This window comes from Flavobacterium sp. (assembly GCF_039595935.1).
Classification (GTDB): domain Bacteria; phylum Bacteroidota; class Bacteroidia; order Flavobacteriales; family Flavobacteriaceae; genus Flavobacterium.
In genome coordinates this window covers 2,833,860-2,857,063 of record NZ_JBCNKR010000006.1, presented here as the reverse complement: position 1 = coordinate 2,857,063, position 23,204 = coordinate 2,833,860, and the positions used below count along the sequence as shown (strand labels likewise).

The 23,204-nt window shown below is 32.7% G+C and carries 25 protein-coding genes; 11 read left to right on the top strand and 14 right to left on the bottom strand.

The window, feature by feature from the left end; genetic code table 11:
• Positions 1-220 precede the first annotated feature (220 nt).
• Positions 221-352: a hypothetical protein gene (locus ABDW27_RS22115; RefSeq protein WP_343697894.1), complete on the top strand. Its 132-nt coding sequence runs from the start codon at positions 221-223 to the stop codon at positions 350-352.
• Positions 353-411: 59 nt separating this feature from the next.
• Positions 412-591, top strand: a complete 180-nt coding sequence (locus ABDW27_RS22110) for a hypothetical protein (RefSeq protein ID WP_343697893.1) — start codon at positions 412-414, stop codon at positions 589-591.
• Positions 592-722: 131 nt separating this feature from the next.
• On the opposite strand, the gene ABDW27_RS22105 is transcribed toward ABDW27_RS22110, so the two are convergent.
• The 6 genes from ABDW27_RS22105 to ABDW27_RS22080 form a co-directional block, all read right to left on the bottom strand.
• The gene (locus ABDW27_RS22105; RefSeq protein ID WP_343697892.1) at positions 723-962 is read right to left on the bottom strand and encodes a hypothetical protein; all 240 of its coding nucleotides are present in this window, start codon (positions 960-962) and stop codon (positions 723-725) included.
• Between the two features lie 432 nt (positions 963-1,394).
• Positions 1,395-1,973, bottom strand: coding sequence for a DUF4833 domain-containing protein (locus ABDW27_RS22100; protein ID WP_343697891.1), 579 nt, complete (start codon positions 1,971-1,973; stop codon positions 1,395-1,397).
• Positions 1,974-2,192: 219 nt separating this feature from the next.
• On the bottom strand, positions 2,193-2,624 hold the full coding sequence (locus ABDW27_RS22095; protein ID WP_343697890.1) for a GtrA family protein: 432 nt from the start codon (positions 2,622-2,624) through the stop codon (positions 2,193-2,195).
• 1 nt (position 2,625) lies between these two features.
• Positions 2,626-3,312 carry a CDP-alcohol phosphatidyltransferase family protein gene (locus tag ABDW27_RS22090; RefSeq protein WP_343697889.1) on the bottom strand — a complete coding sequence of 229 codons (687 nt, stop codon included), beginning with the start codon at positions 3,310-3,312 and terminating at the stop codon, positions 2,626-2,628.
• A 154-nt stretch (positions 3,313-3,466) separates the two neighbouring features.
• Positions 3,467-4,273 carry a phytanoyl-CoA dioxygenase family protein gene (locus ABDW27_RS22085; protein ID WP_343697888.1) on the bottom strand — a complete coding sequence of 269 codons (807 nt, stop codon included), beginning with the start codon at positions 4,271-4,273 and terminating at the stop codon, positions 3,467-3,469.
• 230 nt (positions 4,274-4,503) lie between these two features.
• The gene (locus ABDW27_RS22080) at positions 4,504-5,292 is read right to left on the bottom strand and encodes an SDR family oxidoreductase (RefSeq protein ID WP_343697887.1); all 789 of its coding nucleotides are present in this window, start codon (positions 5,290-5,292) and stop codon (positions 4,504-4,506) included.
• A gap of 195 nt (positions 5,293-5,487) precedes the next feature.
• On the opposite strand from ABDW27_RS22080, the gene ABDW27_RS22075 reads away from it, so the two are divergent.
• The 4 genes from ABDW27_RS22075 (at position 5,488) to ABDW27_RS22060 (ending at position 8,314) form a co-directional block, all read left to right on the top strand.
• Positions 5,488-6,333 (top strand): chromate resistance protein ChrB domain-containing protein, encoded by an 846-nt coding sequence (locus ABDW27_RS22075; protein WP_343697886.1) that lies wholly within the window; start codon positions 5,488-5,490, stop codon positions 6,331-6,333.
• A gap of 220 nt (positions 6,334-6,553) precedes the next feature.
• A complete protein-coding gene (locus ABDW27_RS22070) occupies positions 6,554-6,913 on the top strand; it encodes a hypothetical protein (protein WP_343697885.1) in 360 nt (119 codons plus the stop codon).
• A gap of 10 nt (positions 6,914-6,923) precedes the next feature.
• Positions 6,924-8,099, top strand: coding sequence for a chromate transporter (locus ABDW27_RS22065; protein WP_343697884.1), 1,176 nt, complete (start codon positions 6,924-6,926; stop codon positions 8,097-8,099).
• Positions 8,100-8,179: 80 nt separating this feature from the next.
• Positions 8,180-8,314, top strand: a complete 135-nt coding sequence (locus ABDW27_RS22060) for a hypothetical protein (protein WP_343697883.1) — start codon at positions 8,180-8,182, stop codon at positions 8,312-8,314.
• 26 nt (positions 8,315-8,340) lie between these two features.
• On the opposite strand, the gene ABDW27_RS22055 is transcribed toward ABDW27_RS22060, so the two are convergent.
• Positions 8,341-9,321 carry an alpha/beta hydrolase gene (locus ABDW27_RS22055; protein ID WP_343697882.1) on the bottom strand — a complete coding sequence of 327 codons (981 nt, stop codon included), beginning with the start codon at positions 9,319-9,321 and terminating at the stop codon, positions 8,341-8,343.
• 88 nt (positions 9,322-9,409) lie between these two features.
• On the opposite strand from ABDW27_RS22055, the gene ABDW27_RS22050 reads away from it, so the two are divergent.
• The gene (locus ABDW27_RS22050) at positions 9,410-10,285 is read left to right on the top strand and encodes a LysR family transcriptional regulator (protein ID WP_343697881.1); all 876 of its coding nucleotides are present in this window, start codon (positions 9,410-9,412) and stop codon (positions 10,283-10,285) included.
• Positions 10,286-10,309: 24 nt separating this feature from the next.
• Here ABDW27_RS22050 and ABDW27_RS22045 read toward each other — a convergent pair whose 3' ends face one another.
• The gene (locus tag ABDW27_RS22045; protein ID WP_343697880.1) at positions 10,310-10,864 is read right to left on the bottom strand and encodes a hypothetical protein; all 555 of its coding nucleotides are present in this window, start codon (positions 10,862-10,864) and stop codon (positions 10,310-10,312) included.
• A 180-nt stretch (positions 10,865-11,044) separates the two neighbouring features.
• Between ABDW27_RS22045 and ABDW27_RS22040 the strand changes: the two genes are divergently transcribed.
• Positions 11,045-11,449 carry an XRE family transcriptional regulator gene (locus ABDW27_RS22040; protein ID WP_343697879.1) on the top strand — a complete coding sequence of 135 codons (405 nt, stop codon included), beginning with the start codon at positions 11,045-11,047 and terminating at the stop codon, positions 11,447-11,449.
• A gap of 91 nt (positions 11,450-11,540) precedes the next feature.
• Here ABDW27_RS22040 and ABDW27_RS22035 read toward each other — a convergent pair whose 3' ends face one another.
• The 4 genes from ABDW27_RS22035 to ABDW27_RS22020 form a co-directional block, all read right to left on the bottom strand.
• Entirely contained in the window at positions 11,541-12,953 is a 1,413-nt protein-coding gene (locus ABDW27_RS22035; protein ID WP_343697878.1) for a HEPN domain-containing protein, read from the bottom strand.
• Positions 12,954-13,076: 123 nt separating this feature from the next.
• The gene (locus tag ABDW27_RS22030) at positions 13,077-13,907 is read right to left on the bottom strand and encodes a DUF5677 domain-containing protein (RefSeq protein WP_343697877.1); all 831 of its coding nucleotides are present in this window, start codon (positions 13,905-13,907) and stop codon (positions 13,077-13,079) included.
• Positions 13,908-13,987: 80 nt separating this feature from the next.
• Positions 13,988-14,671: a hypothetical protein gene (locus ABDW27_RS22025; protein WP_343697876.1), complete on the bottom strand. Its 684-nt coding sequence runs from the start codon at positions 14,669-14,671 to the stop codon at positions 13,988-13,990.
• A 375-nt stretch (positions 14,672-15,046) separates the two neighbouring features.
• A complete protein-coding gene (locus tag ABDW27_RS22020; protein ID WP_343697875.1) occupies positions 15,047-15,745 on the bottom strand; it encodes a DUF1826 domain-containing protein in 699 nt (232 codons plus the stop codon).
• A 294-nt stretch (positions 15,746-16,039) separates the two neighbouring features.
• Between ABDW27_RS22020 and ABDW27_RS22015 the strand changes: the two genes are divergently transcribed.
• Together ABDW27_RS22015 and ABDW27_RS22010 are read left to right on the top strand one after the other, a co-directional pair.
• Positions 16,040-16,480: a hypothetical protein gene (locus tag ABDW27_RS22015; RefSeq protein WP_343697874.1), complete on the top strand. Its 441-nt coding sequence runs from the start codon at positions 16,040-16,042 to the stop codon at positions 16,478-16,480.
• On the top strand, positions 16,481-17,698 hold the full coding sequence (locus ABDW27_RS22010; protein WP_343697873.1) for a hypothetical protein: 1,218 nt from the start codon (positions 16,481-16,483) through the stop codon (positions 17,696-17,698).
• 71 nt (positions 17,699-17,769) lie between these two features.
• On the opposite strand, the gene ABDW27_RS22005 is transcribed toward ABDW27_RS22010, so the two are convergent.
• Together ABDW27_RS22005 and ABDW27_RS22000 are read right to left on the bottom strand one after the other, a co-directional pair.
• Positions 17,770-18,723, bottom strand: a complete 954-nt coding sequence (locus ABDW27_RS22005; protein ID WP_343697872.1) for an aldo/keto reductase — start codon at positions 18,721-18,723, stop codon at positions 17,770-17,772.
• 140 nt (positions 18,724-18,863) lie between these two features.
• Positions 18,864-19,454, bottom strand: a complete 591-nt coding sequence (locus ABDW27_RS22000; RefSeq protein WP_343697871.1) for a hypothetical protein — start codon at positions 19,452-19,454, stop codon at positions 18,864-18,866.
• A gap of 372 nt (positions 19,455-19,826) precedes the next feature.
• Between ABDW27_RS22000 and ABDW27_RS21995 the strand changes: the two genes are divergently transcribed.
• Positions 19,827-23,195 (top strand): SusC/RagA family TonB-linked outer membrane protein, encoded by a 3,369-nt coding sequence (locus ABDW27_RS21995; protein ID WP_343697870.1) that lies wholly within the window; start codon positions 19,827-19,829, stop codon positions 23,193-23,195.
• The last annotated feature ends 9 nt before the right edge of the window (positions 23,196-23,204 follow it).

The window sequence follows — 23,204 nt, the reverse complement described above, 5'->3', positions numbered from 1 at the left end:
ATCCGGAAATTTATATAATTTCTGTTCTCATGTTATATAATTCCCATGTTTGTAGTAATTCTACCTCATAAATAGTATTGATTTTAGCTTTCAAAAGGAAGCTTTAGGTTAAAAACTGCTATTTAAAATATGGAAATCATATAAACGTAAACTGTAAATTATATAAATTGGATTAAAGTGCCGGATTAACTTTGCGAACTAATTCTCACAAAAACAATCTATGAAAAATCTATTCTCATATATCATCCCAATTATTTTAATAGCAATCAATTTTAATTGTGCACTTCCTTGTGATGATGAAGATGAAAAACGAGATCAAAAAGAAGCATTTCTGCAAAAAAAGACACTTTAAAAATTAATAATATCGACTGACCCCCATCTATTTAATTAAAATCACAACACTAAGAAATTATGGAAAATGTAAAAGAAAATCAAAATGCAAAATATTGCTGTACAAAGATTTATGAAGGAGATAATAAGGAATTAGTATGCGTAAAAATTTATAAAGGAGACTGGGGAGACTGGGATGAACCAAAACAAAAGACTCAGGACAATCCGGATTCTCAAGATAATGAAGATTCTGGCCAATAGTGATTATAATAAATAATTCTGAAGCCTTTCTTGTTCAGTAAGAAGCAAAAAAAAATCCCATTTCTAACGAAATGGGATTTTTTTTTAAATTAATTTTTTTAACAATCTAGAATAGAATGTGCCTCATAAGATTAACTTTTACGGACCAAATAAAAAAGTATTTCTTCTTCGAGCTCTTTTGATAAGTTTTCACATTCGTGTTCTTTAAAAAAATTCTTTTCCTTTTTTTTCCTGTACATCTCCATATCAGCAACATTACTGCAGTAATTATCACAAATCTCTTTGAATTTTTCATCCTGCAGATACATCCTGCGCATCGAATCAAAATATTCTGCAAATTTCATATTATATAATTTATCAGGTAAAGACATCTTTTGAAAATTTAAATATTTACTTAGATTAATGATTCAAAACAGCTGTTAAAATTAAAATTACCTATTTCGTTTTAGTGTTTTTTGAAGACTTGGATTCTTTGGAATCACCAAGAAACATTTTGAGCAACTTTTGGAGTTTCGGTTTTATTTGTTTCCTGCGAAAAACAAAAATTAGAGGTCGTAACTAATAAAATTAATGCAGCTGTTTTTCTTCTTGTCAGTTTTTGAAAACAGAAAAAAGACTTTTTTAAAATTAAAATTGTTTCCATAATTTGCTCATGTATTGGTCAGTTAAATTTACAACCAACTAGTGAACAAATATTTACAAACATGTTTCATCTTATAATTTGAAACCATTTTTAAGATAACCTTACAGGAAATACAAATCTCAAAAAAATATAGCTGATCAGGCAGCTGTTCTAAAAAAGCTTATTTTAATAACATCCTTTCTGTAATTGTTTTATTAGAAGAAGCATCAATTCCGGTAACTTCTACATACTTTACATTTGGCAGCCAAAAAGAACCGCCTTCAATACGTACAAATATTTTTTCTACCTGTATTTTTTTCTGATTTACATTTACAAAAACATGATATTTTTGATCTGAATCTACCTTTTTTAAGAATAAGGATAATTTTTTATACGATACAAATTGAAGCTCAAACTCCTCATTATTTAAGGTTTTACTTTCTATTCCGTAAGCAAATTTGCGCTGTATATAATTAAAATCTTTTTTTTCACCTTTCTCAGCATATCGAATCCAATATGATTTTATAGGATTACTTTTGTCTATTTTCCCATTTTCCTGATAGTTTATGGCATAAATAGCAGTATTTATATTTGGGTCGCGCTGAACGTAAAATAGCATATTATCTACATTTTTAGGCGTTGGAAAATTTAATGGAGATGGATTTTTGGATTGTGCCAATAGCTTTCCGGATATTATATTTACTAAAATCGTTATAACGATTAGTAATTTTGTAAAATATTTAAATGATAATTTGTTCATAAATGAAATATTTATAATGTATTGGGTGGATTTTTTAACACACTTCGACTCCGCTCAGTGCAGGCTAGAAACATAGATTTTGTGCGCTCAAAAAGGCGTTTCACTTGTTTAAAATAAACATAGCCAGCTATGTGTTAAGAAACTAGTTTCTTTTTTTATTCTTTTTACACATCTAAAAACTATGTTTCTATGTGTTTAAAAAAAATTGTACACAACGGATTAATTTGATTCGACTATGTTCTGTTTTTTGTTTATTCTAAAAACCCAGTATTTAATCAGTGGATAATTAAATCCATAAGAAACAAAACTATCCGTGATTAGTCTTCCAATTCTATAATCGATTTGAAATAGATTATGCAAAATAAACGTACCAAATGATTTTAAAGAAATGCTTCCCAATACAACCATCGCAAATTTAAAAAGCTGACTATTGATGCGGCTGCTATAATCACATTGATTTTTAAATACCCAAAATCTATTAATGCTGAAATTCATAATGGCGCCAACAGTTCCGGAGATTAGAATAGAAAAGGTAAAATGCAGTTTAAATACTTCTGTCAATAAAATCATTAAACCATAATCGGTAATGCCACCTAAAAATGCTGCAACCTGAGCTTGCAGAAAAGTAAAAATAGATTTTTTACTGAACATATCAGTCTGGGTTTTGATCTTTTATATCGCCTTGCTTTAAAAGTTTCAAACTATCAACAGTATTGATTATAAGCAATATAAAAGTGATTAATCCAGCCAGATATGCAATTGATCCGTGAAACAGAACTTCTATTATTAAAATTAAAGCAATTATAAACCTGAGTTCTGTTGGCCCAACAAAACCTGAATCTATACTGTATTCATTTGTAATTTTATAACGTAACTGACTGATGATGATAGACCAGCCGTACAGCGCAACAAAAGCAAAGGCTAATACTTGTGTGCCATTTTCAGCATAAATGTAGTAGCCAAAGCCTATAAGTACAATACCAATCCAGTCGGCAATGATATCGAGCGCAAAACCATACCAGCGGCGTGGAATATTTCTATAGTAAGCCAATCTTCCGTCTAAAGAATCACCTAACCAATTTATTCCTAACCCGATAATACCTAAAAGTAAATACCAGTTTGTGAAATAACTTCCTAAAACAAAAGCCAGAAAAACGAATCCGGAACCCAGCGTACCCATTAAAGTAAGTAAGTTCGGCGAAATATATCCAGGCACTTTTGGAAGTAAAAATACAATCGTTGACTGTTCTGCTCTTTTTAAAATATTAGTTCGCTTACGGTCAGAAAAGGTTCTTTGTGCAATTGCAGTATAATCTTCAATTTGTGTTTCTTTTCCCATTATTAGCCCAATATTTGTAAGCCGGATAGTATAGCCAATTCCAGTTTTGCAATTTTTAATTTGATTTTTCTGTGCTTATTTTTAAAAAAATCTGAGGTACTTTTTAGCTTACCTGATCTAACCAGATAACTAAATGCAATAATAAACAGCATAATTATTTAACAATACCTGCAAAACGTTGATAGAAAACCGTTGGACTGTTCTCATTTTTAGGAGCATATTTTCCTGCAATAATCGGAATATAAATCACCCTTCTTCTACTCTCTTCACCACGAATAGTTGACTCAGCAACTCTGTGCCACAAACGGCCATCGTGAATGGTTAAATCTCCCGCTTCCGGATTGATGGAAACTTCCTCCGGATCGGCCTGATGATCTAAAAAATATTTTTTTCGGAAAAGCATTTGGTAAATACTCTGTTTGTGAGTTCCCGGAATGATTTTTAAACCTCCGTTTTCTGGTTTTAAAGTACTTAAATGAATGCCCACATTTAACATCGGATTTAATTTAGTACCATAAAAAATATCTCTTAAACCATCTGTATGCCATCCCATTTTAGAAAACTTACTTTCGGGTCCATTGATGTAATGATTGAAAACCATTCCGTCTTTTTCTTCAGTACCTAATCTTGCGCCATCGCCCGCCAGTTGTAATAAACTACTAAATCTTGGGTCAAGCAAAAGTCCGCTTAAGGTTTGATGATGTTGATTGATAAAAGCAAAACGCTGTACAATAGGAGAACCGTCTAAATCTTTTCCAAATTTAATAGGCACGCCATTTATTTTTTTAACGTCATCTTCAATCCATTTTTGCTGTACTTGTTTGGAAGCATCAATGATTGAGGAAACCGTTTCAGGATTTATAAATTTTTTGAAATGGATGAAGCCATGCTCGTTAAAAAAGTTTATTTGCTCATCTGTTAATTGATTTGTAAGGGTAAAGGTTTTATAAGAAGATACCATGATAATATAGATTTAATAAATGAAAGAATAGTGTTTTTAATTTTATCTAAAAGACTGCAACAGCAACAACAGCAATAACATATTACCGTATTTGCGTGCATTCGACCTTTAGGAAAATTAAAAATGTTTCTTTTATTTGACATACTCTATAGAATTAGTAGATATTAATGCGAAGATAATATAATTTCTTTTTCGTAAAGAATATTTTTTTAGTTTTTTTCGAAAAAAAATTAAATTTTGTAAATCCCGGCTGCTGTTTTTTCGATGAAAGCCTTTGGCAGTATACGATTGGCATATACTGAAATGATATTCGTAAATCCCGGAATAACTTCAGATTTTTTGCTGAACATAGCTTTTACAGCCATTTTTGCAACCTCATCTGGCTGCATATTAAACTTTTCAGCCATTTTATTTAAAGCACTTAAACCTGCCCTTGCAGCAAAACCGGTATCAACCGGACCCGGACTAAAACAGGTTACAGAAATTGAAGTTTGGGCAAGTTCAAAACGCAAAGCACGGGTAAAAGATAAAACAAAAGCTTTTGTAGCCGAGTAAACCGCCAGCGTAGGTACCGCCTGATATGCAGCTGTACTTGATATATTTAAAATGTAAGCTTGTTTTTCTTGTGAAAGTATAGGTACTAATAAATGTGAAAGTTCTACAACAACATTCATGTTGAGCTGCATCATACCAAGCTGATCGCTTAGTAAGGACTTGCTAAAATCCCCCCAAATACCATAACCAGCATTATTAACCAGAATACCAACCGGATAACTATTCGTTTTTATCCAATCGGTCACTTTTTGTGAAGCACCGTTTTCCGAAAGATCAATCGGGAAAATAAAAGCGTTGATACCGTATTTCACCTGAAGATCATTTGATAATGCTTTTAAATCTTCTTCACTTCTGGCAGCAAGTAATAATGGATAACCTTGTTTAGCCAATTGATAAGCAATAGATTTTCCGATGCCTTTGCTGGCGCCGGTTATTAAGGCATATGGTTTCGTTTTTTCGCTCATTTTCTTAATTTCATTATCAAATATAAAGATTAATCCTAAACATTTACATCGCAATAAAAATAATAAATACCTCCCTTCCCCTATCTTTTGTCGTTATTTCGATTGCGCATCTTTCTTTAAGAATTATCATGGCAGACTGCATTTTATTTTTAAAAATGTATCTTAGCAGAGATTCTTAAAAAGCTTTTTTGATTTATGAAATGGATCACCAGAGAAAGACCGAAAATAGACCGTATTGCCTGTCCCTGGCTTATTAAAAAATTTGTGGATAAGGATGCGGAATTTATCTATGTGCCATTTGAGCAGGTTCTCGAAAAAGCGGTTGAGTTTAATGCAATACCTTTTGATATACCGGATGTTGAATTTACACATTACAAGGAAGAATGCACCTTTGACTATATCGTAAAAAAATATAAGATAGAAGATCCGGCAGTTTTGATAATAGCCAAAATTGTACGCGGTGCCGATACTGACCGACATGACATTGCCGCTGAATCTGCAGGGCTCTGGGCAGTTTCAGCCGGACTTGCACATAACATCACCGACGATTACAAGCTTCTTGAAACCGGAATGATACTTTATGACGCTCTTTACAGCTGGGCAGCGCATCTGTACAAGCAGAAACACCTGCAAAACAGTCCCTTTGAAAATCTGCTGCACGAGGTTTACAGTAAATTTCTTAAAGACAAAAAAACAGCCGGAAAAACTCCATCCTGGGTAAAAGACCTTAAAAATCTTATTCAGGACCAGATTGATGCACAATTCACTTTTGATCTCAAGAAAATATCAGGTGAACTCGATTTAAATCCATCCTACCTGTCCAGAGAATTTTCCAAATATTTTGAAGATTTAAATTTTGGTGATTATGTCAGAAAACAAAGAATTGAAAAGGCTGTAAATCTTATTGAAAACTCTTCTTATACCCTGACTGAAATTGCCTATATGACCGGATTTTCTGACCAGAGTCATTTCACGAGGATTTTTAAAGCCCAGACAGGCAGAAATCCATCCGCTTACCGAAAAAAAATCAATAAAAAGTAATCAATATACAAAACGTAAAAAGCATTCTATTTAAAGATGTTTTATGCTGATAATTTTGTTTTTATAACTTATAAAAACAAAACCAATGCCTCTAAGATTTCTTTTTCTTTTTATTTTGTTCGTATTTAGCTTTCCAAGCTTTTCCCAAACTACTTATCCCAAGATTACGGGATACTTTGGGATAATGCACCCCATAGTGACCGTCAATAAAGACGAGACAATGGTAAATTTCAGGGACTACTATGCCGTAGGTTTCCCAACAGGTATTAACATCTGGAAAAACGAGAAAATCGGGTTCTCTTTTGAGGTAGTTCCTAATATTGACGATCAGGGAACCAGTAAGGTAACCAATTTACTATTTCATCCCGGAGTTCTGGTAGCTTTGGGACATGGCTATACTTTTGCAGGAAGGGCTGCTTTTGAATCTTCGGGAAGATATGGTTTTACACCCGTTCTAAACAAAACAATTATAAAAAGCACCAATTGCAGCTACTTTGCGGCCATCCCCCTGCCTGTTCGTTTTGGCAATGACCATCCGGCTTCTTTTACAGTAGGCTTTCAGTTTGGAATTGCATTTTAATATTTAGATTATGACCGTAAATCCAACATACACATTAAAAGAACTGGCTGTTTATTTTTTAAAACTCGGCACAATCGGTTTTGGAGGGCCTGTTGCACTTGTAGGTTATATGTACAAAGATTTAGTGGAAGACCGAAAATGGATAACCGAAGAAGAATACCGCGAAGGTCTTGCGCTGGCACAGCTCGCTCCCGGACCCCTTGCGGCTCAGCTTGGAATTTACCTTGGATTTGTACACTACCGTTTTCTGGGAGCCACATTAATTGGATTTGCCTTTGTACTGCCTTCTTTTTTAATGGTATTGTTGTTAGGGATTCTCTATCAGGTATACGGAGGACTTTCCTGGATTCAGGCTGTATTTTATGGGGTTGGTGCTGCTGTTATCGGAATTATAGCTTTGAGTTCTTATAAACTTACATTAAAGTCTATTGGTCAGCCAAATCTAGAATCTATAAAATCCAAATGGCTTTTGTGGCTGTTCTTCATTCTTGCTGTTCTTATTACCTATATAACAGAAAAAGAACACGTATTACTCTTTATAGCAGCAGGTCTTTTGTATATGCTTGTTTATGCACGCCCTAAATGGTGGAATACCAAGACCGCAAACTCTTTTTCTTTATTTGCTTTACTGGCAGGATTCTGGACTTATGAAAGTTCTACCCTCACTAAAATAGCAGTCTTTTTTACAGAAGCAGGAGCTTTTGTTTTTGGAAGCGGTCTTGCCATTGTACCATTTCTTCATTCAGGCGTTGTAACAGAAAATCAATGGCTCACAGAACAGCAGTTTTTAGATTCTGTTGCTGTTGCCATGATTACGCCAGGCCCAGTAGTGATAACAGTAGGATTTATAGGTTATCTGATTAACGGATTTTTAGGAGCGCTGGTAGCGGCGCTGGCCACCTTTCTGCCCTGTTATTTATTTACCATTGCAATGGCACCGTCATTTAAAAAAATTGCACAAAATAAACCCGTTAAAGCTTTTGTAGAAGGCATTACCGCTGCCGTAGTAGGCGCGTTGGTTGGATCTGTTATTGTGATCGCTAAAAGGAGTATAATTGATATTCCTACCGCTCTTATCGCTGTTGTTACCATTTTTGCGTTACTGTATATAAAGAAAATTCAGGAACCTTATATTATTTTAATAGCAGCTGTTTTAGGTATCATCATTAAATTAGCGATAATATGAACAGAAAAGACTTTTTTTCTTATTTGAAAATAATTTTGTTTTTGCAACTCGAATAAAACTCGAACAACAATCTGTCAACAATGCAAAAGAAAAGAATAACAATATTTATTATTCAGAATTTAAGAAATGTTATTGAAGATAATTTCAGAACCAAATATTCTGTAAACGATTTAAATGCCCGAATCAAAGCGGGCATTTTTTTAGGCAGTAATTAATTCTAAACCTTATTTTTAAAACAAAATTATTTAGGAAGAGTTTCCAGAAACTTTAAAATATCATTCCCAATTTCCTGAACATGAGTTTCTAAGGCAAAATGACCTGTATCATAAAATTTTACGGTTGCGTCTGGAATGTCTTTTTTATAGGCTTCTGCACCCGGAGGCAAAAAGAAAGGATCTTTGTTACCCCAAACTGCTAAAAGTTTTGGTTTGTATGTTCTAAAATAGTCATGAAATTTAGGATACAAGATTACATTAGATTTATAATCTTTAATTAAATCCAGCTGTATTTCAAGTGATTCCGGGCGATCCAGAAAATACTGGTCAAACGTATACGATTCCGGTGCAATTAACGATGGGTCTGAAACTCCTGTAAAATACTGAAATTTAGTACCTTCAATAGTATAAATATCTTTAAGAGCATTTCTGTTTTCGGGTGTGTCATGCTGCCAATATTTTTGAATTGGATCCCAAATTTTACTTAAACCTTCTTCGTAGGCATTTCCGTTTTGAGAAATGATTCCGGTAATTTTTTCCGGATTTGCCACTGCCAGACGAAAACCAACCGGAGCGCCATAATCGAAAACATAAATCGCAAATCTCTTAAGCCCAATCTGGTCTATAAACGACTGCATAGTTTTTGCCAGATTATCAAATGTGTAGGCGTATTTCGTTCTGTCTGGCATATCGCTATAACCAAAACCCGGCAGATCTGGTGCAATTACATGATATTTACCACTTAACATTGGAATAAGGTTACGAAACATGTGCGATGATGTTGGATATCCATGCAGTAATAAAATAACAGGCGCTCCCGGCTGACCCGCTTCACGATAAAAAATGGTTTGCCCGTTAACATCTGTGTGACGATAATGGATATTTCCCACAGCTGTTTTTGCTGCATTCTGTGAATTTGTTTTTACTTGTCCCATACTTGTAGAATTTACTGAGATAAAAGCCAATAGTGTTACGGCTGTTAATTTCATTTGTTTAATTTGATTCATAATTCAATTTTTTTTTATCAAAAGTAAACCCTATATTTGATCATTCAAAATGATTTAAAAAGATACAAACTATCACAAATTATGATTTATGAATACAAATGACTTGAAATTGTTCGAAGCAGTAGCACATCACGGCAGTTTTACAAAAGCAGCAGAAGCTATGTTTACTGTACAATCGAATGTAACGGCACGTATAAAAAATCTGGAAGAAGAGTTTGGTGCGTCTTTATTTACGCGTTCAAACCGAAAAGTAGAACTTACAACAGCCGGAGAAACTTTGATGCTGTACAGCAAAAAACTCAATCATTTAATTGATGAAGCCAAACGTTCTGTTGGTAAAAATGATGTGATAAAAGGTCAGATAAAGATTGGATCACTCGAAACTATGATGACCATCAAAGGACCAGAATTAATCAATTACCTGGCGCTTAAATTTCCTTATGTTGATCTGGAATTAAAATCGGATATGCGGGCCGGGCTCATAAACGATGTAGTGAATTATAAACTCGATGCTGCTTTTGTTCCTGCTCCTTTAGATATTCCCGAATTAGATCAGCTTAAAATAAAAGAAGAACAAATTGTTGTGGTAGCGCCTTCCAATTTTGAAAGTCTGGATGATCTTCTTAAAAAAACGCCGCAAAAAGCCATTGTATTCGATCAGGGCTGCGTTTTTAGAGCCAGACTAGAATCGTGGCTCGTTAGCAAGGGAATATCGCAATACCATAAAACGGTAATGAATTCAATTGAAGGCGTAATTAATTTTATTGAATCGGGTATTGGGTTTAGTGTTTTACCACAAGATATTGTGACAAAATTTTACGGCAGCAGAAATATCAAAACATTTCCGCTTCCGCCTGAACTTGCTTTAATGACAACTATTTTAATTTTTAGAAAAGATGTTCCGCCCTCGCCTGCGTTAAAAGCTTTTATAAACTTGTGCGAAAGCCAATTAGACAACTTCTAATCAGCATTTTATTATATAATAACGCTAGTTTTGATTTAATAGTTCAGTTTTCCTGATTTTCTCCACTCCTCTTTCTCTTATTTGTGCTGCGGCGTCGAGCATTTTGATTATATAAATATAAGGCGTCGTCACGTCAGATTCCGGGTCTTCGGTGTGGGGAGACAAGGAATGTTCGAGAATCTGGGTTAGAAAAAATTTGAATTCTTCGAGCGGTTTTTCATCAAATACTTTTTGAAATACCATAAAAGGATTTTCGTATTCTTCCTTCGTTAAAGATGAAAAATGAAAAACTTTTTCGGTACGCAAAGACGCTGTAACTTTCCATTTTTTGCTTTTCTTTTTCAGGCTGTAACATACTTTGATAAAAAAGCTAAAAGCATTATATAACACAAAAACATCCGAAGGATTATCTTGTTTAAGGACTTCTTTTTTATAACTGTACATTACCGCCTGGCTTAAATTGTGTTTATAATAATCAAGATCTGCAAAGTCAAAAAAGGCTTCGACAGCCTTAAATGGATTTCCTGCTTCAAATCCTGCCCAAAATCCAATTTCGAAGGATATTTTATTCTTTTTCATACTACGGGGATTTAAAATTGAAGCACGAAAATCTATTCTTTCGAAAGGATAATCTATTCGCAAAGCGGATATATTACCTGACAAAATTGATGTATTATGGGATATTTTTTTATCTTTGAAACTCAGGATTTTTAGCCCAAATGGCTTTATCTTTGAGCTTTTAGAAAATTGATATTCGTTATGGAACAGAAAATACATCAGGGAAGAAACGTAAAACGTTTCAGAGAAATGCTTAACATCAAACAGGAAGCTTTGGCTTATGATTTGGGCGAAGACTGGAACCAAAAGAAAATTTCTTTACTGGAGCAGAAAGATGTTATTGAAGATAACTTGCTGAAACAAATTTCTGCTGTTTTAAAAATTCCTGTTGAAGCTTTTCAGAATTTTGATGAAGAACAGGCTGTAAATGTTATTTCTAATACTTTTGGTGATAATGGCATTGGATATCAGAGAAATGACAATCCCATTTTTAATCAAATTGATCAGTTTATTAAACTACACGAAGAAAAAATTGCTTTGTATGAAAGAATGTTGAAGGAGAAAGATGAGATGATGGTTAGGCTTGAGAAATTGATTGGGAAATAACTGTTTATAAAGATATATAAAAACAAAAAAGAGACTTTCGAAGTCTCTTTTTTGTTTTTATATAATTCTACTCTACTACTTTTTATTATCCTTACGGAATTAAATGTCTAAATAAATTTGGATTAGCATTTTGAAATAACGTATTTGATAATTCTTTTGACATACCAATTTCAAACAAAAAACCACTGACTAATAACATTTTTAATCTTTCAGATAAAAACAATAAATCTCTTTCAGGAATAACCTTTTTTTCTAGGCTTTTACTATAATGTGTATAATAATTTCTCAAATCCTTAACTTGTTTAACAAAAATAGATTTTTCTGGAATTATTCTATCAATTATATCATTTGAATATTTCTCAGTCAATTCTGTCAGCCTTTGAGATAAATCCAGATAATTACCAAAGTGTAATTGTTCACTCATCCAGCTATGGTATTTAACAGGTAATATTTCTAAAATTTCCTTTTTCATCGCATTGTATTCATTCTTTGGCATTTTTGTATGATCATATATTCTTGAATGCAGTGTTTCCGCTGATTGTGCCAAATTAAGAAATGTATTTTCATTGAATACAGCACCATTATAAAATTGATCAAATAAAAGATTAAAAGCAGGACTTAATTTATCATACTTTTCAAACCAGTTTTTTATAATTGACGGAAAATTATCTTTAATTTTTGTGTAGTTAAAAAGCATTTCAAAAGAATGTCTTTCTTTTTCATTTCTTCTTTTACGGATAGTTTGATAAAATTCAATTTGCTTTCTATATTTACCAGCTATCCCAAAATCGTTTTGGATACTATTATTGTAAAGAATTATTTTGTTTGGAAAGACACTTCTATATATTCCAAGTATGAGGAAGTTTTGAAAGCGTGTCAATAATTCACGTATTTCTCTTAAACTTTTTTCGTTACTACAACTAAGTTCTAACCAAACTTCTTGAATAATATATTCGTGTTTTTGAGAATAAACATTCGGTCTCGAAACACTAAAAGTAAATTTTCCTTTATGATTGCCATGAAGATCAAATTCAATATCTTTTGGTTTAATATAATTAATACTATATGAATTTTCAATCGTTGTTTCTGAATCATTCTGAAAACCTGTTATATTGAGCCACTCATCAAAATTTTGTAATGAACTTGCAATAGTATTAAATTTGAGAGATTCTTCATTATCAAAATGGTAACCTTTTAAAATAAAATTGACATAAAACGTTTCTTTCGTTGGACCTACTACTTCATTGCTTAATGATTTTCTTTGTCTAGAACTTAAATAGCATTGATAAAGTGTAATTGACTCACTATCAACTGAAGTCCCTAAAATTATACTACAATTTTCTAATGAGAAATTAAAATCTTCAAAACTTTTATTTTCGTCTAAAGAACCTATTAATTCCAAATAGGAACCTTCAATAGGATCAAATCTTAATATACCAGATACCTTTTTGCCTTTATTAGAAGGTAAAAACCATAATCCCTTTATTTCAAATTTTTCTGTCATCGATTATACATGATTATTAAGTTTTTATATTAAATCACACATCCAAAAATATAAAACAAGTTTGAAATGATTTTGTGCATGCGTGCAAGAGCGATACGCGCGTCAGCAAGGGATTCTCTCACTTCAAGCGGATCGTTTAACCTTTTTTGTATATTCTAATAATTCACTATTTGATTTTTCATAAAGAATATCCAAAGTTTCAATATTAAATCTTTGTTTTAAAATATTAATCATTGAGCAAATAGAAATATTTAACTGTTGTAAAATTAGTGTTGCCAATTTTTCTTGATGTTCTCCAAAAAAAATTGCAGCTTCTTTACTGCTTTTAAAAGAAGACATATCTTTTTGTTGCATCCCTAAAAAGATTCTTACTCCGTAATAACTATTGTGTATAATTTCTGAAACATCACGATAGATAGAAAAGAAAGCAAAACTCAATAGGCTATTTACATATTCCCCATATACTTTTCCGATTACTTCAAGTTTTGCTTTCGCCGTTTCTGGCGTCCAACTAATGACTTCTTTTCCGCTCTTAGTTGTAAAATCCGAAAGAGCTTCTTTCATTGGTGTGGGGGCGGCATTTTCAAATTCTGAAATGTAATTCATTAAATTAGATTTCATTTTGAAACCATTTATTTCTATATCACGAAACAAATCCCTATATCCTTTTTGATAAGCATATTTTTTTGAATTTGTAATTGCATTCTCATCTGCACAAATAAATCCGACATTCAGTACTGATTCTAAAAATGGTCTTGAAAGAATTATTAAATCTCTGTAATGCTTATTTTCAGCAAGTAGTATTATACTTTGTAAACTACTTTCATTAAGAGTTAACATTGGGCCAATAACAGACGTTAACTCTGAATAACCAAATTCAGAAATTAAATTAATCGAATCTTTATAGAATCCTGTTTGAATTTTTAAATGCTCTATTTCTATTTGTATATTCATTTCCTTTTATATTATTGTTAAATCTCTAATATTATAGCTACTTTTCTATTAAATTAAATCCATCATTATTTTTTAATTTCTTACAATAAAAATTCTGGGGCAAATTCTGTAAATTCTGCTATTTGTCCATCATATTTATTTCGCATGCTTCCTCCCTTTACTATTTCTTCTCTATGAATTACAGATCCAACACTAATGTAAATTGAAAATCCTATATCAGGCATTTCCATGTAATCTTTTTTATTCTCTCTATTCAGTAAATAATTATTATAAAAAAGACCTGCATCTTTGTTAATAACAGCTTTACTATATACAGTTATGGACTGACCGCAACTTTGTGTATTGCAAATAAAATTTTCCAAATAATTGATTGTATAATCTAATTCAGCTATAAATTGATTAATGTAAAAGCCTATAAAAATCGGTTGTTTAATTTTATCGTAATATCTAATTTTAAAAGCCTTTTCTAGTATTTCTACAAAAACAGGATCAAACCCTTGAGTTACGTCACTATTAACTTTCTCCAGCAGATATTTGAGCTTATCGAATTTATCAAAATGATAATTATACCATTCTTTCTCCTGAAGGTTAAAAGCAATTACAGCTTTCAAATATTTCTCTACAGCTGTACTTGCAAGAGTCAGCCCTTGGACTATCAAATGGTTATTAAGTAAAAAACGCGCTGCAATATAATCTCGATACCCAAGATCAGCAAACGAATAACCAGTGGTTAACTTTTCCCCAAATGTAATTGATCTTTTCATAATGTTATATTTTATAATTTATAAATTCAGTCATAACGATTAATGATTCAAAGATATGTAAGTAGTACGCAATGATTTTGCGCAGTTAAATGATACTTATACAATTTATTAAAAGAAATTCATCAATTACAAAAACAAAAGCCCATTTCTTATGAAATGAGCTTCTTTTGTATCTTTTTAGTAGACAACAACAAAATAAAAATAATCCTTAAAGACTTAAGCACCCCAGATCGAGAACTAGAAATACTAGAAAGCAATTCTAAAGGCTCTACATAATGTGGTTTTTTGCTAATTTTCCGCCCTTGATTACGTACGGATGTGTAAGCAATATATCTGTAAGTGTACTTAGGCTGAAACTATATACAGAATTAGTTTTTAACAAATCAACAACAACCTAAATTCTCCTTCATTTTCTATTGGCGCTCTGTGAATACAAGGCAGCACTTGTTGTTTTGGATGATCTACAGCCAGACGCCAAAGATGTCCTAATCCTAAATTAACAGGTTCTGCATTTTCATGAAGCTGATAATGCAAATCGAAATAATTTTCTTTTAAAAAGTCTTCAAACTCCTCTTCTGCTCCATCATGCAGTTCTTTTAGCTTTTCTCGTATTTCCGGAATCAGGATTTTTTGTTCTGCCTGCGAATTAGCAACAATATCGCTTGCTGCTCCGTGATAGGTACATAAAAAAGTATCGGTTGCAATGGGCGAACGATCTACATGAAATGAATATACATCGGTCGAAATGAAATCAAATTCATCATCGCGTTCGTAACATTTCAGTAAATTAAGCGAAGGCGAAGCGCCAAAATCAGCTAATAATTGCAAATCGTTTAAAATTGTTTTTCTGGCTGTATTTCCTTTTTCTGAGAGTTGGAGTGCGATTAAATCTTCGGGAGAAACTTCGGTTATATTTTCTTTTAAAGATAACTTGGTTACAATTTCATTAAAATCGCTATCTAAATTTCTGTACCAGCATAGTGCATTCATTTCTCCTTTGAAATTGGTTTGTACAAGTTCAGAAAAAGCAGATACGACTCCAATTTGGTTGTTGTCAGAAAATATAGGGCTCATTTTATATAGTAAGGAATTAGCAGTTTTGTTTATTACAAAATTATATAATCGATCATAAACAGAAAAGCCCATTTCCGGCGAAATATTTTTTTATGTGGATATTGGTTTCATCCAGTATTTAATTAGAGACTAAACTTGTTATCTTTAAAAAATATTTTAGTTGTCCCAACCTTTTTAGATTTAAAACCCTCTATGTAATAAAAGAGATTATTATACTCTAATATTAAAGCTTATATGAAAAACTTTATCTGAAATCATATCACTATTTATCAACTGATCTCAAAACCAAAAATCATGAAAATCAAAATCTTATTCTTTTTAATACTTATTGCCACAGCATCGCAGGCACAAACCAAAGTAATTGCGCACAAAAGCCACAGTGGTTCTAATAAGTCTTTTTCTAAAGCATATAAAAATAGTCTGTTTGATATTAGTAGTTCAAATTTTGGGCTTCCCGAACATAAAATTATAGTATTAGATACTGTTATTGCTCTTGATGATTCTCATGTAATACTAAAAATAAGAGAATCAATTGACAGTTTTCCTATAAGAATGGATTATAGAGATATAGATAAATCGGCTTTTAGAACTAAGACCAGAATAATAAAGGACAGTTTATTTAATGCAAAAAATTCAATTTCATACATAAAATTAGCACCTCCTTACAGATACCCGTTATATTTTGTTAACCCTATAGAAAGTGTTGTGTTTATAGGTTTTAAAAAACCTTTTTAAATGGAAAAAATAAAGGATTACATATACCAGATTATCTTATTGTTTGCGCTTTTAGGGATTGTATTTATTCCCTTTTCTTTTCAATACCTGACTATTCAGTCTGAGGTAACAAAATTCTTGTTTGAAAATTTGATTAGCTATACAGCTGCAAAAATGGGTAATATTCTTATTGTGAATCCTGAAATTTCATCAGATTCTTCAACTTTGTATCTGCTGTTTTTTATATTATTTCTGATTGCCGTAATTACAGTTTCAATTCTTTCCTTTTTTGATTTTTGGAAAACCTATAAAGGTTCTATTTTTAAATTGATCCAACTGGTAATAACTTATTATCTGGCTTGCGTTATGCTAAAATACGGTTTTGATAAAATCTTTAAATCTCAGTTTTATCTTCCGGAACCCAATACTTTGTACACACCGCTGGGCATGCTCGACAAAGACATTCTTTTTTGGAGTACAATGGGAACTTCGTATTCTTATAACATTTTTATGGGGCTGATGGAAGTTATTCCAGCTTTAATGCTTTTATACTATCGAACCAGAATTTTAGGGCTTTTTATTCTTTCAGGCATTTTGCTAAATGTGGTTTTTATAAATTTCGGATTTGATATTTCTGTCAAGCTGTATTCGACATTTTTGCTGCTTTTGTGTCTGTTGCTGCTTTTTCCTTTTCTAAAAAAAATAGGACAGTTTTTTGTTTTGCATAAAGAAACAAAGCTAAATAATTGGACAGAAAGAAAAATAATTACTTCAAAATCAGTAAGGGTTATTATAAAAACAGTCGTGATCTTTTTTATTTTTATGGAATGCCTTTATCCTCATTTGCTCCGAACTGAATATAATGATGATAATGAACCCCGAAATGAATTGCATGGCGCTTATCAGGTTCTAAAAACGGAATCAGAAAACACGAAAAACAACCTTGTCAATCAAAATATCAAGCGCATTTTTATTCATCGTCAGAATTATATAATCTTTCAATATGAAGATGATACAATGGAAGATTTTTACATGGAAATCAATCCAGACAAAAAACAATTGCTGCTAAAAGGTTATAATAATGAAACCATTACATTAGAATACCAATATTCTCAAGTTTCAAAAATATTAGAACTTAAATCTATTGCAGCCGGAACAACAATATATTCTAAATCTTTAGACTGGAAGAAACTTCCGGTATTAAGACCTCTTTTTCATTGGACAGTTGACGAAATCTGATCCTTGAATTACAAATCTAAAAAAGCCTCTAATAAAGAGGCTTTTTAAACTATAAAGTTGTTATATCCAGTTTAACTCCATTCCGGAAACTGGGTTTTATTTAAGTCAAGCTTTTCAATTGCTTTTATATCAGCATCATCAAGTTTAAAATCAAATATATTAAGGTTTTCCAGAATATGTACTTTTTGAGAAGATCTCGGAATAGCCACAATACCACGCTGATAATGCCATCTCAGGCTTACCTGTGCGGTAGTTTTGTTATGTTTTTTTGCTATTTGGGTTAATGTTTCATTAGTAAAAAGGCCATTGCGGCCTTCTGCAAACGGAGCCCATGCTTCTGTATGTATATTATGCTTTTTCAGCACATTATAATCATTCGTTTGTTGAAAAAAGGCATGTGTTTCTATCTGATTGATAACGGGTTTTACCTCAGCATAAGACAAAAGATCGGCCAGCTGAGCCGGATCAAAATTACTTATACCAATTGCTTTTATTTTTCCGGCTTTGTAAAGTTCTTCCATTGCTTTCCAGGATCCTTTTACATCGCCTCTTGGACGGTGAATCAAATACAAATCAAGATAATCAAGCTGTAATTTTCTTAGCGTTTCCTCAAAACCTTTTTTAGCATTTTCATAACCGGCATCATCGACCCATAATTTTGAAGTAACAAAAAGCTGTTTTCTGTCAATTCCGCTTTGCTTTATCGCTCTGCCTACAGCTTCTTCATTTCCATATACTTTTGCGGTATCAATAAGACGATAGCCAGCCGAAATAGCATCAGCAACAGATCTTTGACAAACGTCTCCGCTAAGACCGTAAGTTCCAAATCCGAGGATCGGCATTTTTAAACCGTTATTTAGTTTAACATCTGGAATACCAGCAGCAGCATCTTTATACATTATAACATTTCCGAATAAATCAGGCATACCAAATGCGCCTATATACATTCCGACAGCTGCCAGTTTCACAGTATTTTGTAAAAATCTGCGTCGGTTCATTTGATTTTTTTGGTCTTTAGAATTCATATTTTTTTGGTCTATTGTCAGTTAGTAATCAGCTGCTAAAAGTATAGATTATATTTTAAACAGAAGGGTTAATTTTTCTAATACTGATCAATTATTAGAAGAGACTAAAAAGAATTACTAATCAAAAAATAAAGAATATGTTAGCAAGGATCTGGACAATCATTATTTTTGAAATTTATCATTATATCAAACAAATCATTAAATGAGCTAGCCAAAGCACTTGTAATTATAAAAATTCCTATAATTAAAAATAAGCAAGACCCAAATAATAACCACTTGCAAAGATTTAAATCTCTTTCAAAACTTAGTTCTTCATTTTTTAAAGAATTTTCAAGACTAGTTAGTCTTGTTTCATAATTTAATTCGGTGTTTTCAATTTCTGATATTTTTTGTCGTAAACGAAATCCTCGTATGAAATGCGTCATGCAGTCGGTTGAGAAATAACGATGACCTAAACTTACTAAAGCCGTTAATATCAAAGTCACAGCACCAAGAAACAATAATGTTTTATTAATTGAAAATGGCTTAATGAATATATATTCTTTTTTATTCTCTGAAATTTTAAATATTACGTTCGTTATCAGAAAACCATAAACTGTCAGGCCGAGCAAAGAAAGTCTTAATATTTCTGCAGAAAAACTTTGGTATTTTTCTAAAATTATAAAGTCGACTTTATAATTATCCTCATTAATAGGAATACTGCTTAAATACTTTGTTCGAAGCGTTCTCATAAATTAGTTTTTAAATAACCTCTTTTTAAACAAAACTAAGTAAAAACGAAAGATTGGAGTCAAGTATAAATACGTATTGTTAGTGTCTAATATTTAACAGAAAATAGTGCTTACTTATTTTTGACTGCAGATTACTTAAATTTTATTCTATAAATTTTTCCTTACTTTTTTTGAAGATAGTGTATTTTTTTAAGTTAAAAATTTAATTAAACCTATTACCAGTACTTTTTTACACCCTAAAACGTATTTTATTTCTCCTTCCTAAATTCATTATTAATCATTTTTGCGAAGTAAAATCATAAAGCGATATATCCACTCTACGCTGTGATTTTATAAACTAACTAATTAATTAACCACAAATTACGACCAAAAATGAAGAATTTTATTAGGATTAAAAAAAATCCTAATGGTGTTTCCTTTTTTAATTTGAATAAGAAAATGATGATGCTCTGTGTCTTGTTTTCTTTGTTTCAAATCAACGGATACGCCGTTAGTTCAAAGAGTACAACAAACCTAAAAAATGTACTGGAAGACAAAAACATCAACGGACAGGTTGTTGATGAAAATGGTATGCCTCTTCCCGGTGTAACTATTTTAGAAAAAGGAAGTAAAAATTCTGCCTTAACTGACTTTGACGGAAAATTTACTTTAAAAGTAGATAATGAGAATGCAGTCCTGGTATTCTCTTTTCTAGGCTATTCAAATACAGAAGTTTCTGTAAAAGGAAAAGCAGTCATTAATGTAAAAATGCAAAGATCAACCTCTTCATTAGAAGAAGTTGTAGTTGTAGGGTACGGGAAAATGAAGAAAAAGGATTTAACGGGAGCAGTCGTTCAGGTTTCTCCAGATAGATTGGCCAATCAAAATCCGCAGACTGTTCAGGATATCTTAAGAGGTACACCCGGAGTTAGAGTGGGTTATGATCCTTCTGCAAAAGGAGGCGGAAATATCCAAATTCGAGGGCAGACTTCTGTTTATACAGCTGGTAGTCATAATTCACCGCTTATTATTTTAGATGGAATGCAGTTTTATGGTGAGCTTTCAGAAATTAATCCTGATGATATTGCACAGCTTGACATTTTAAAAGATGCTTCGGCAGCATCTGTATACGGTTCGAGAGCGGCTGCAGGGGTTATTCTTATCTCAACTAAAAAAGGTAAAACAGGAAAACCTATGGTTAGTTTTACGACTAATACAACCATTAGCAGTAAGAGTGCTTATCGTGGTGTGTATTCTCCGGAAGGATACTTAAAATACCGTGAAGACTGGGAAACAGCACAGACTTACGGAGTTAACAAAACAACAGGACAATATGAAGCGTGGATATCAGGAACTGTTGCTAATGGCAAACCGGGGTATTTTTCAAATCCAAATGATTTAGAAAAATGGGGAATTACTGAAGCACAATGGTTAGCATATCAGCCCGCTGCACAAACAACAGGAAAAAGCAGTAAAGAAGTTTGGGGAGCGCGTTTAGGATTAAATTTTGATCCTTCGCTAATGGCCAATTTCCTTGCTGATAAAACACATGACTGGAGTGACAGCTCTTTTAGAACAGGAATTAATCGTGATAATAATTTGAGTATTTCCGGAGCAGGTGACAGAGTAAATTATTACATGTCTTTTGGTTATTTAACTTCAGAAGGAGCCATTGTTGGAAATGATTATAAATCTGCCCGCTCTAACATGAAGGTGGATGCTAAAATTACAGATTGGCTTGACATGGGATTAAACGTTAACTTTCAGGACAGATCAGATGGAGACGTTACCCCTTCATTAGGTACAAATGCCGGGGATAATAATATGATGAGAACCAGCCCATTTGGAACTTTTAAAGATGAAAACGGCAATTATGAAAGACAGCCAATGGGGAAAAATGTTTCTGGTCAAAATTATAACTACTATTACGAACGTCAATTCATCGATAAAGAAACTGGATATACTACATTGAATACTATTTTCAATGCAAAAGTAAGTTTACCTTTAGGAATCACTTATGCGTTTAACATTGCTCCTCGTTATCAATTTTTCCATGATCGTTATTTCAGGTCAACACAAAATCCGAACTGGCCAGCAGCCACTACAGGGGTTAATAGAAATAGCTCTATACGATTTGAATATAACCTGAATAATACAATTACATGGGATTATACAATTGCAGAAAAACATCACTTTATTGCCACATTTGTTCAGGAAGCTGAAGAACGTCGTTTTTGGTCAGATGGAATGGATGCTTATAACATTCAGCCTTCAGATGCTTTAGGTTTTCACCTTGTAAATACGGCAACAATGGCAAACAGCGCATTGAGATCAAACGATACGCATGAAACAGCAGATGCCTTAATGGCCAGACTTTTCTATTCGTTTGATAATCGTTATATGCTTACAGCAACGGTTCGTCGTGATGGATATTCGGCATTTGGAGCTTCAAATCCTTACGCAGTTTTCCCATCTTTTGGAGTTGCATGGAACTTTAAAAATGAAAAATGGTTTGATTGGGATCCGATAAGCACTGGTAAATTGCGTTTGTCGTGGGGTAAAAATGGAAACAGATCGCTTGCTGATCCTTATGTTTCTTTGGCAAACCTTGTAAATACCGGAACAATGGGATATATAGATGCTTCTGGAAAAGCGCTTGAAATAAAGTATTTAGCTCTAGACCGTATGGCAAACCCAAATCTGGAATGGGAAAAAACGACATCAACCAATATTGGTCTTGATTTAGGTTTCTTAAACGATCGTATTACGGCTACTGTAGATTTATACAAGGCATCAACTCATGATATGATTATGAGCCAGTCGCTGCCTGGTTTTACAGGATTTTCATCAATTGCTACCAATCTTGGAGAAGTTCAAAATAAAGGTATTGAATTGAGTCTTAGTACTCTTAATATGAAAAAACCAAACTTCGAATGGCGCACATCATTTGGTATCTCATATAATGAAAATAAAATTATCTCATTGTATGGAAACATGGTAGATATTAAGGATGAAAATGGAAATGTTATTGGACAAAAAGAAGGAAATGATTCAGCAAATGGATGGTTTATTGGCAGACCTATTAGTCAAATCTGGGATTACAGAGTAACGGGAATCTGGCAGAAAGACGAATGGAAAGAAGCTCAAAAATACGGACAGCGCCCTGGTGATCCAAAAGTAGCCAACAGCTATACGGCAGACGATGTGGATGCAGTAGACGCAGATGGAAATCCTTATAAAAAAGCGGTTTACAATGAAAAAGATAAACAGTTTTTAGGAAATACAAATTCTCCTGTACAATGGTCAATGCGTAATGATTTTAAAATCTATAAAAATTGGGATTTAGGTATCAGCATGTATTCTAATATGGGAGGCAAATCGCTTAATTCAAATTACATGAATACGTTTAATGATGCGAGTTTGTATAAATTCAACTTCAATCCATACGTAAATCCATATTGGACACTTGACAATCCAACTAATGAATGGGCACGTCTTGATGCTAAAGGACCTGCAGGAACTCCGGTTGCTCCGGGAAGATTGTATGATCGTACTTTTATTCGTCTGGACAACGTTTCATTAGCTTATACACTTCCTAAAGATCTTTTAGACCGAGTGCATATTAAAACTATAAAAATTTATGCTTCAGTTCAAAACGTGGCAACATGGGCAGCTTCTAAAGAATGGAAATATTTTGGAGATCCGGAAACTGGAGGATTGGCAACGAGACAATTTAATTTAGGTTTAAATGTCCAACTTTAAAATTATTTA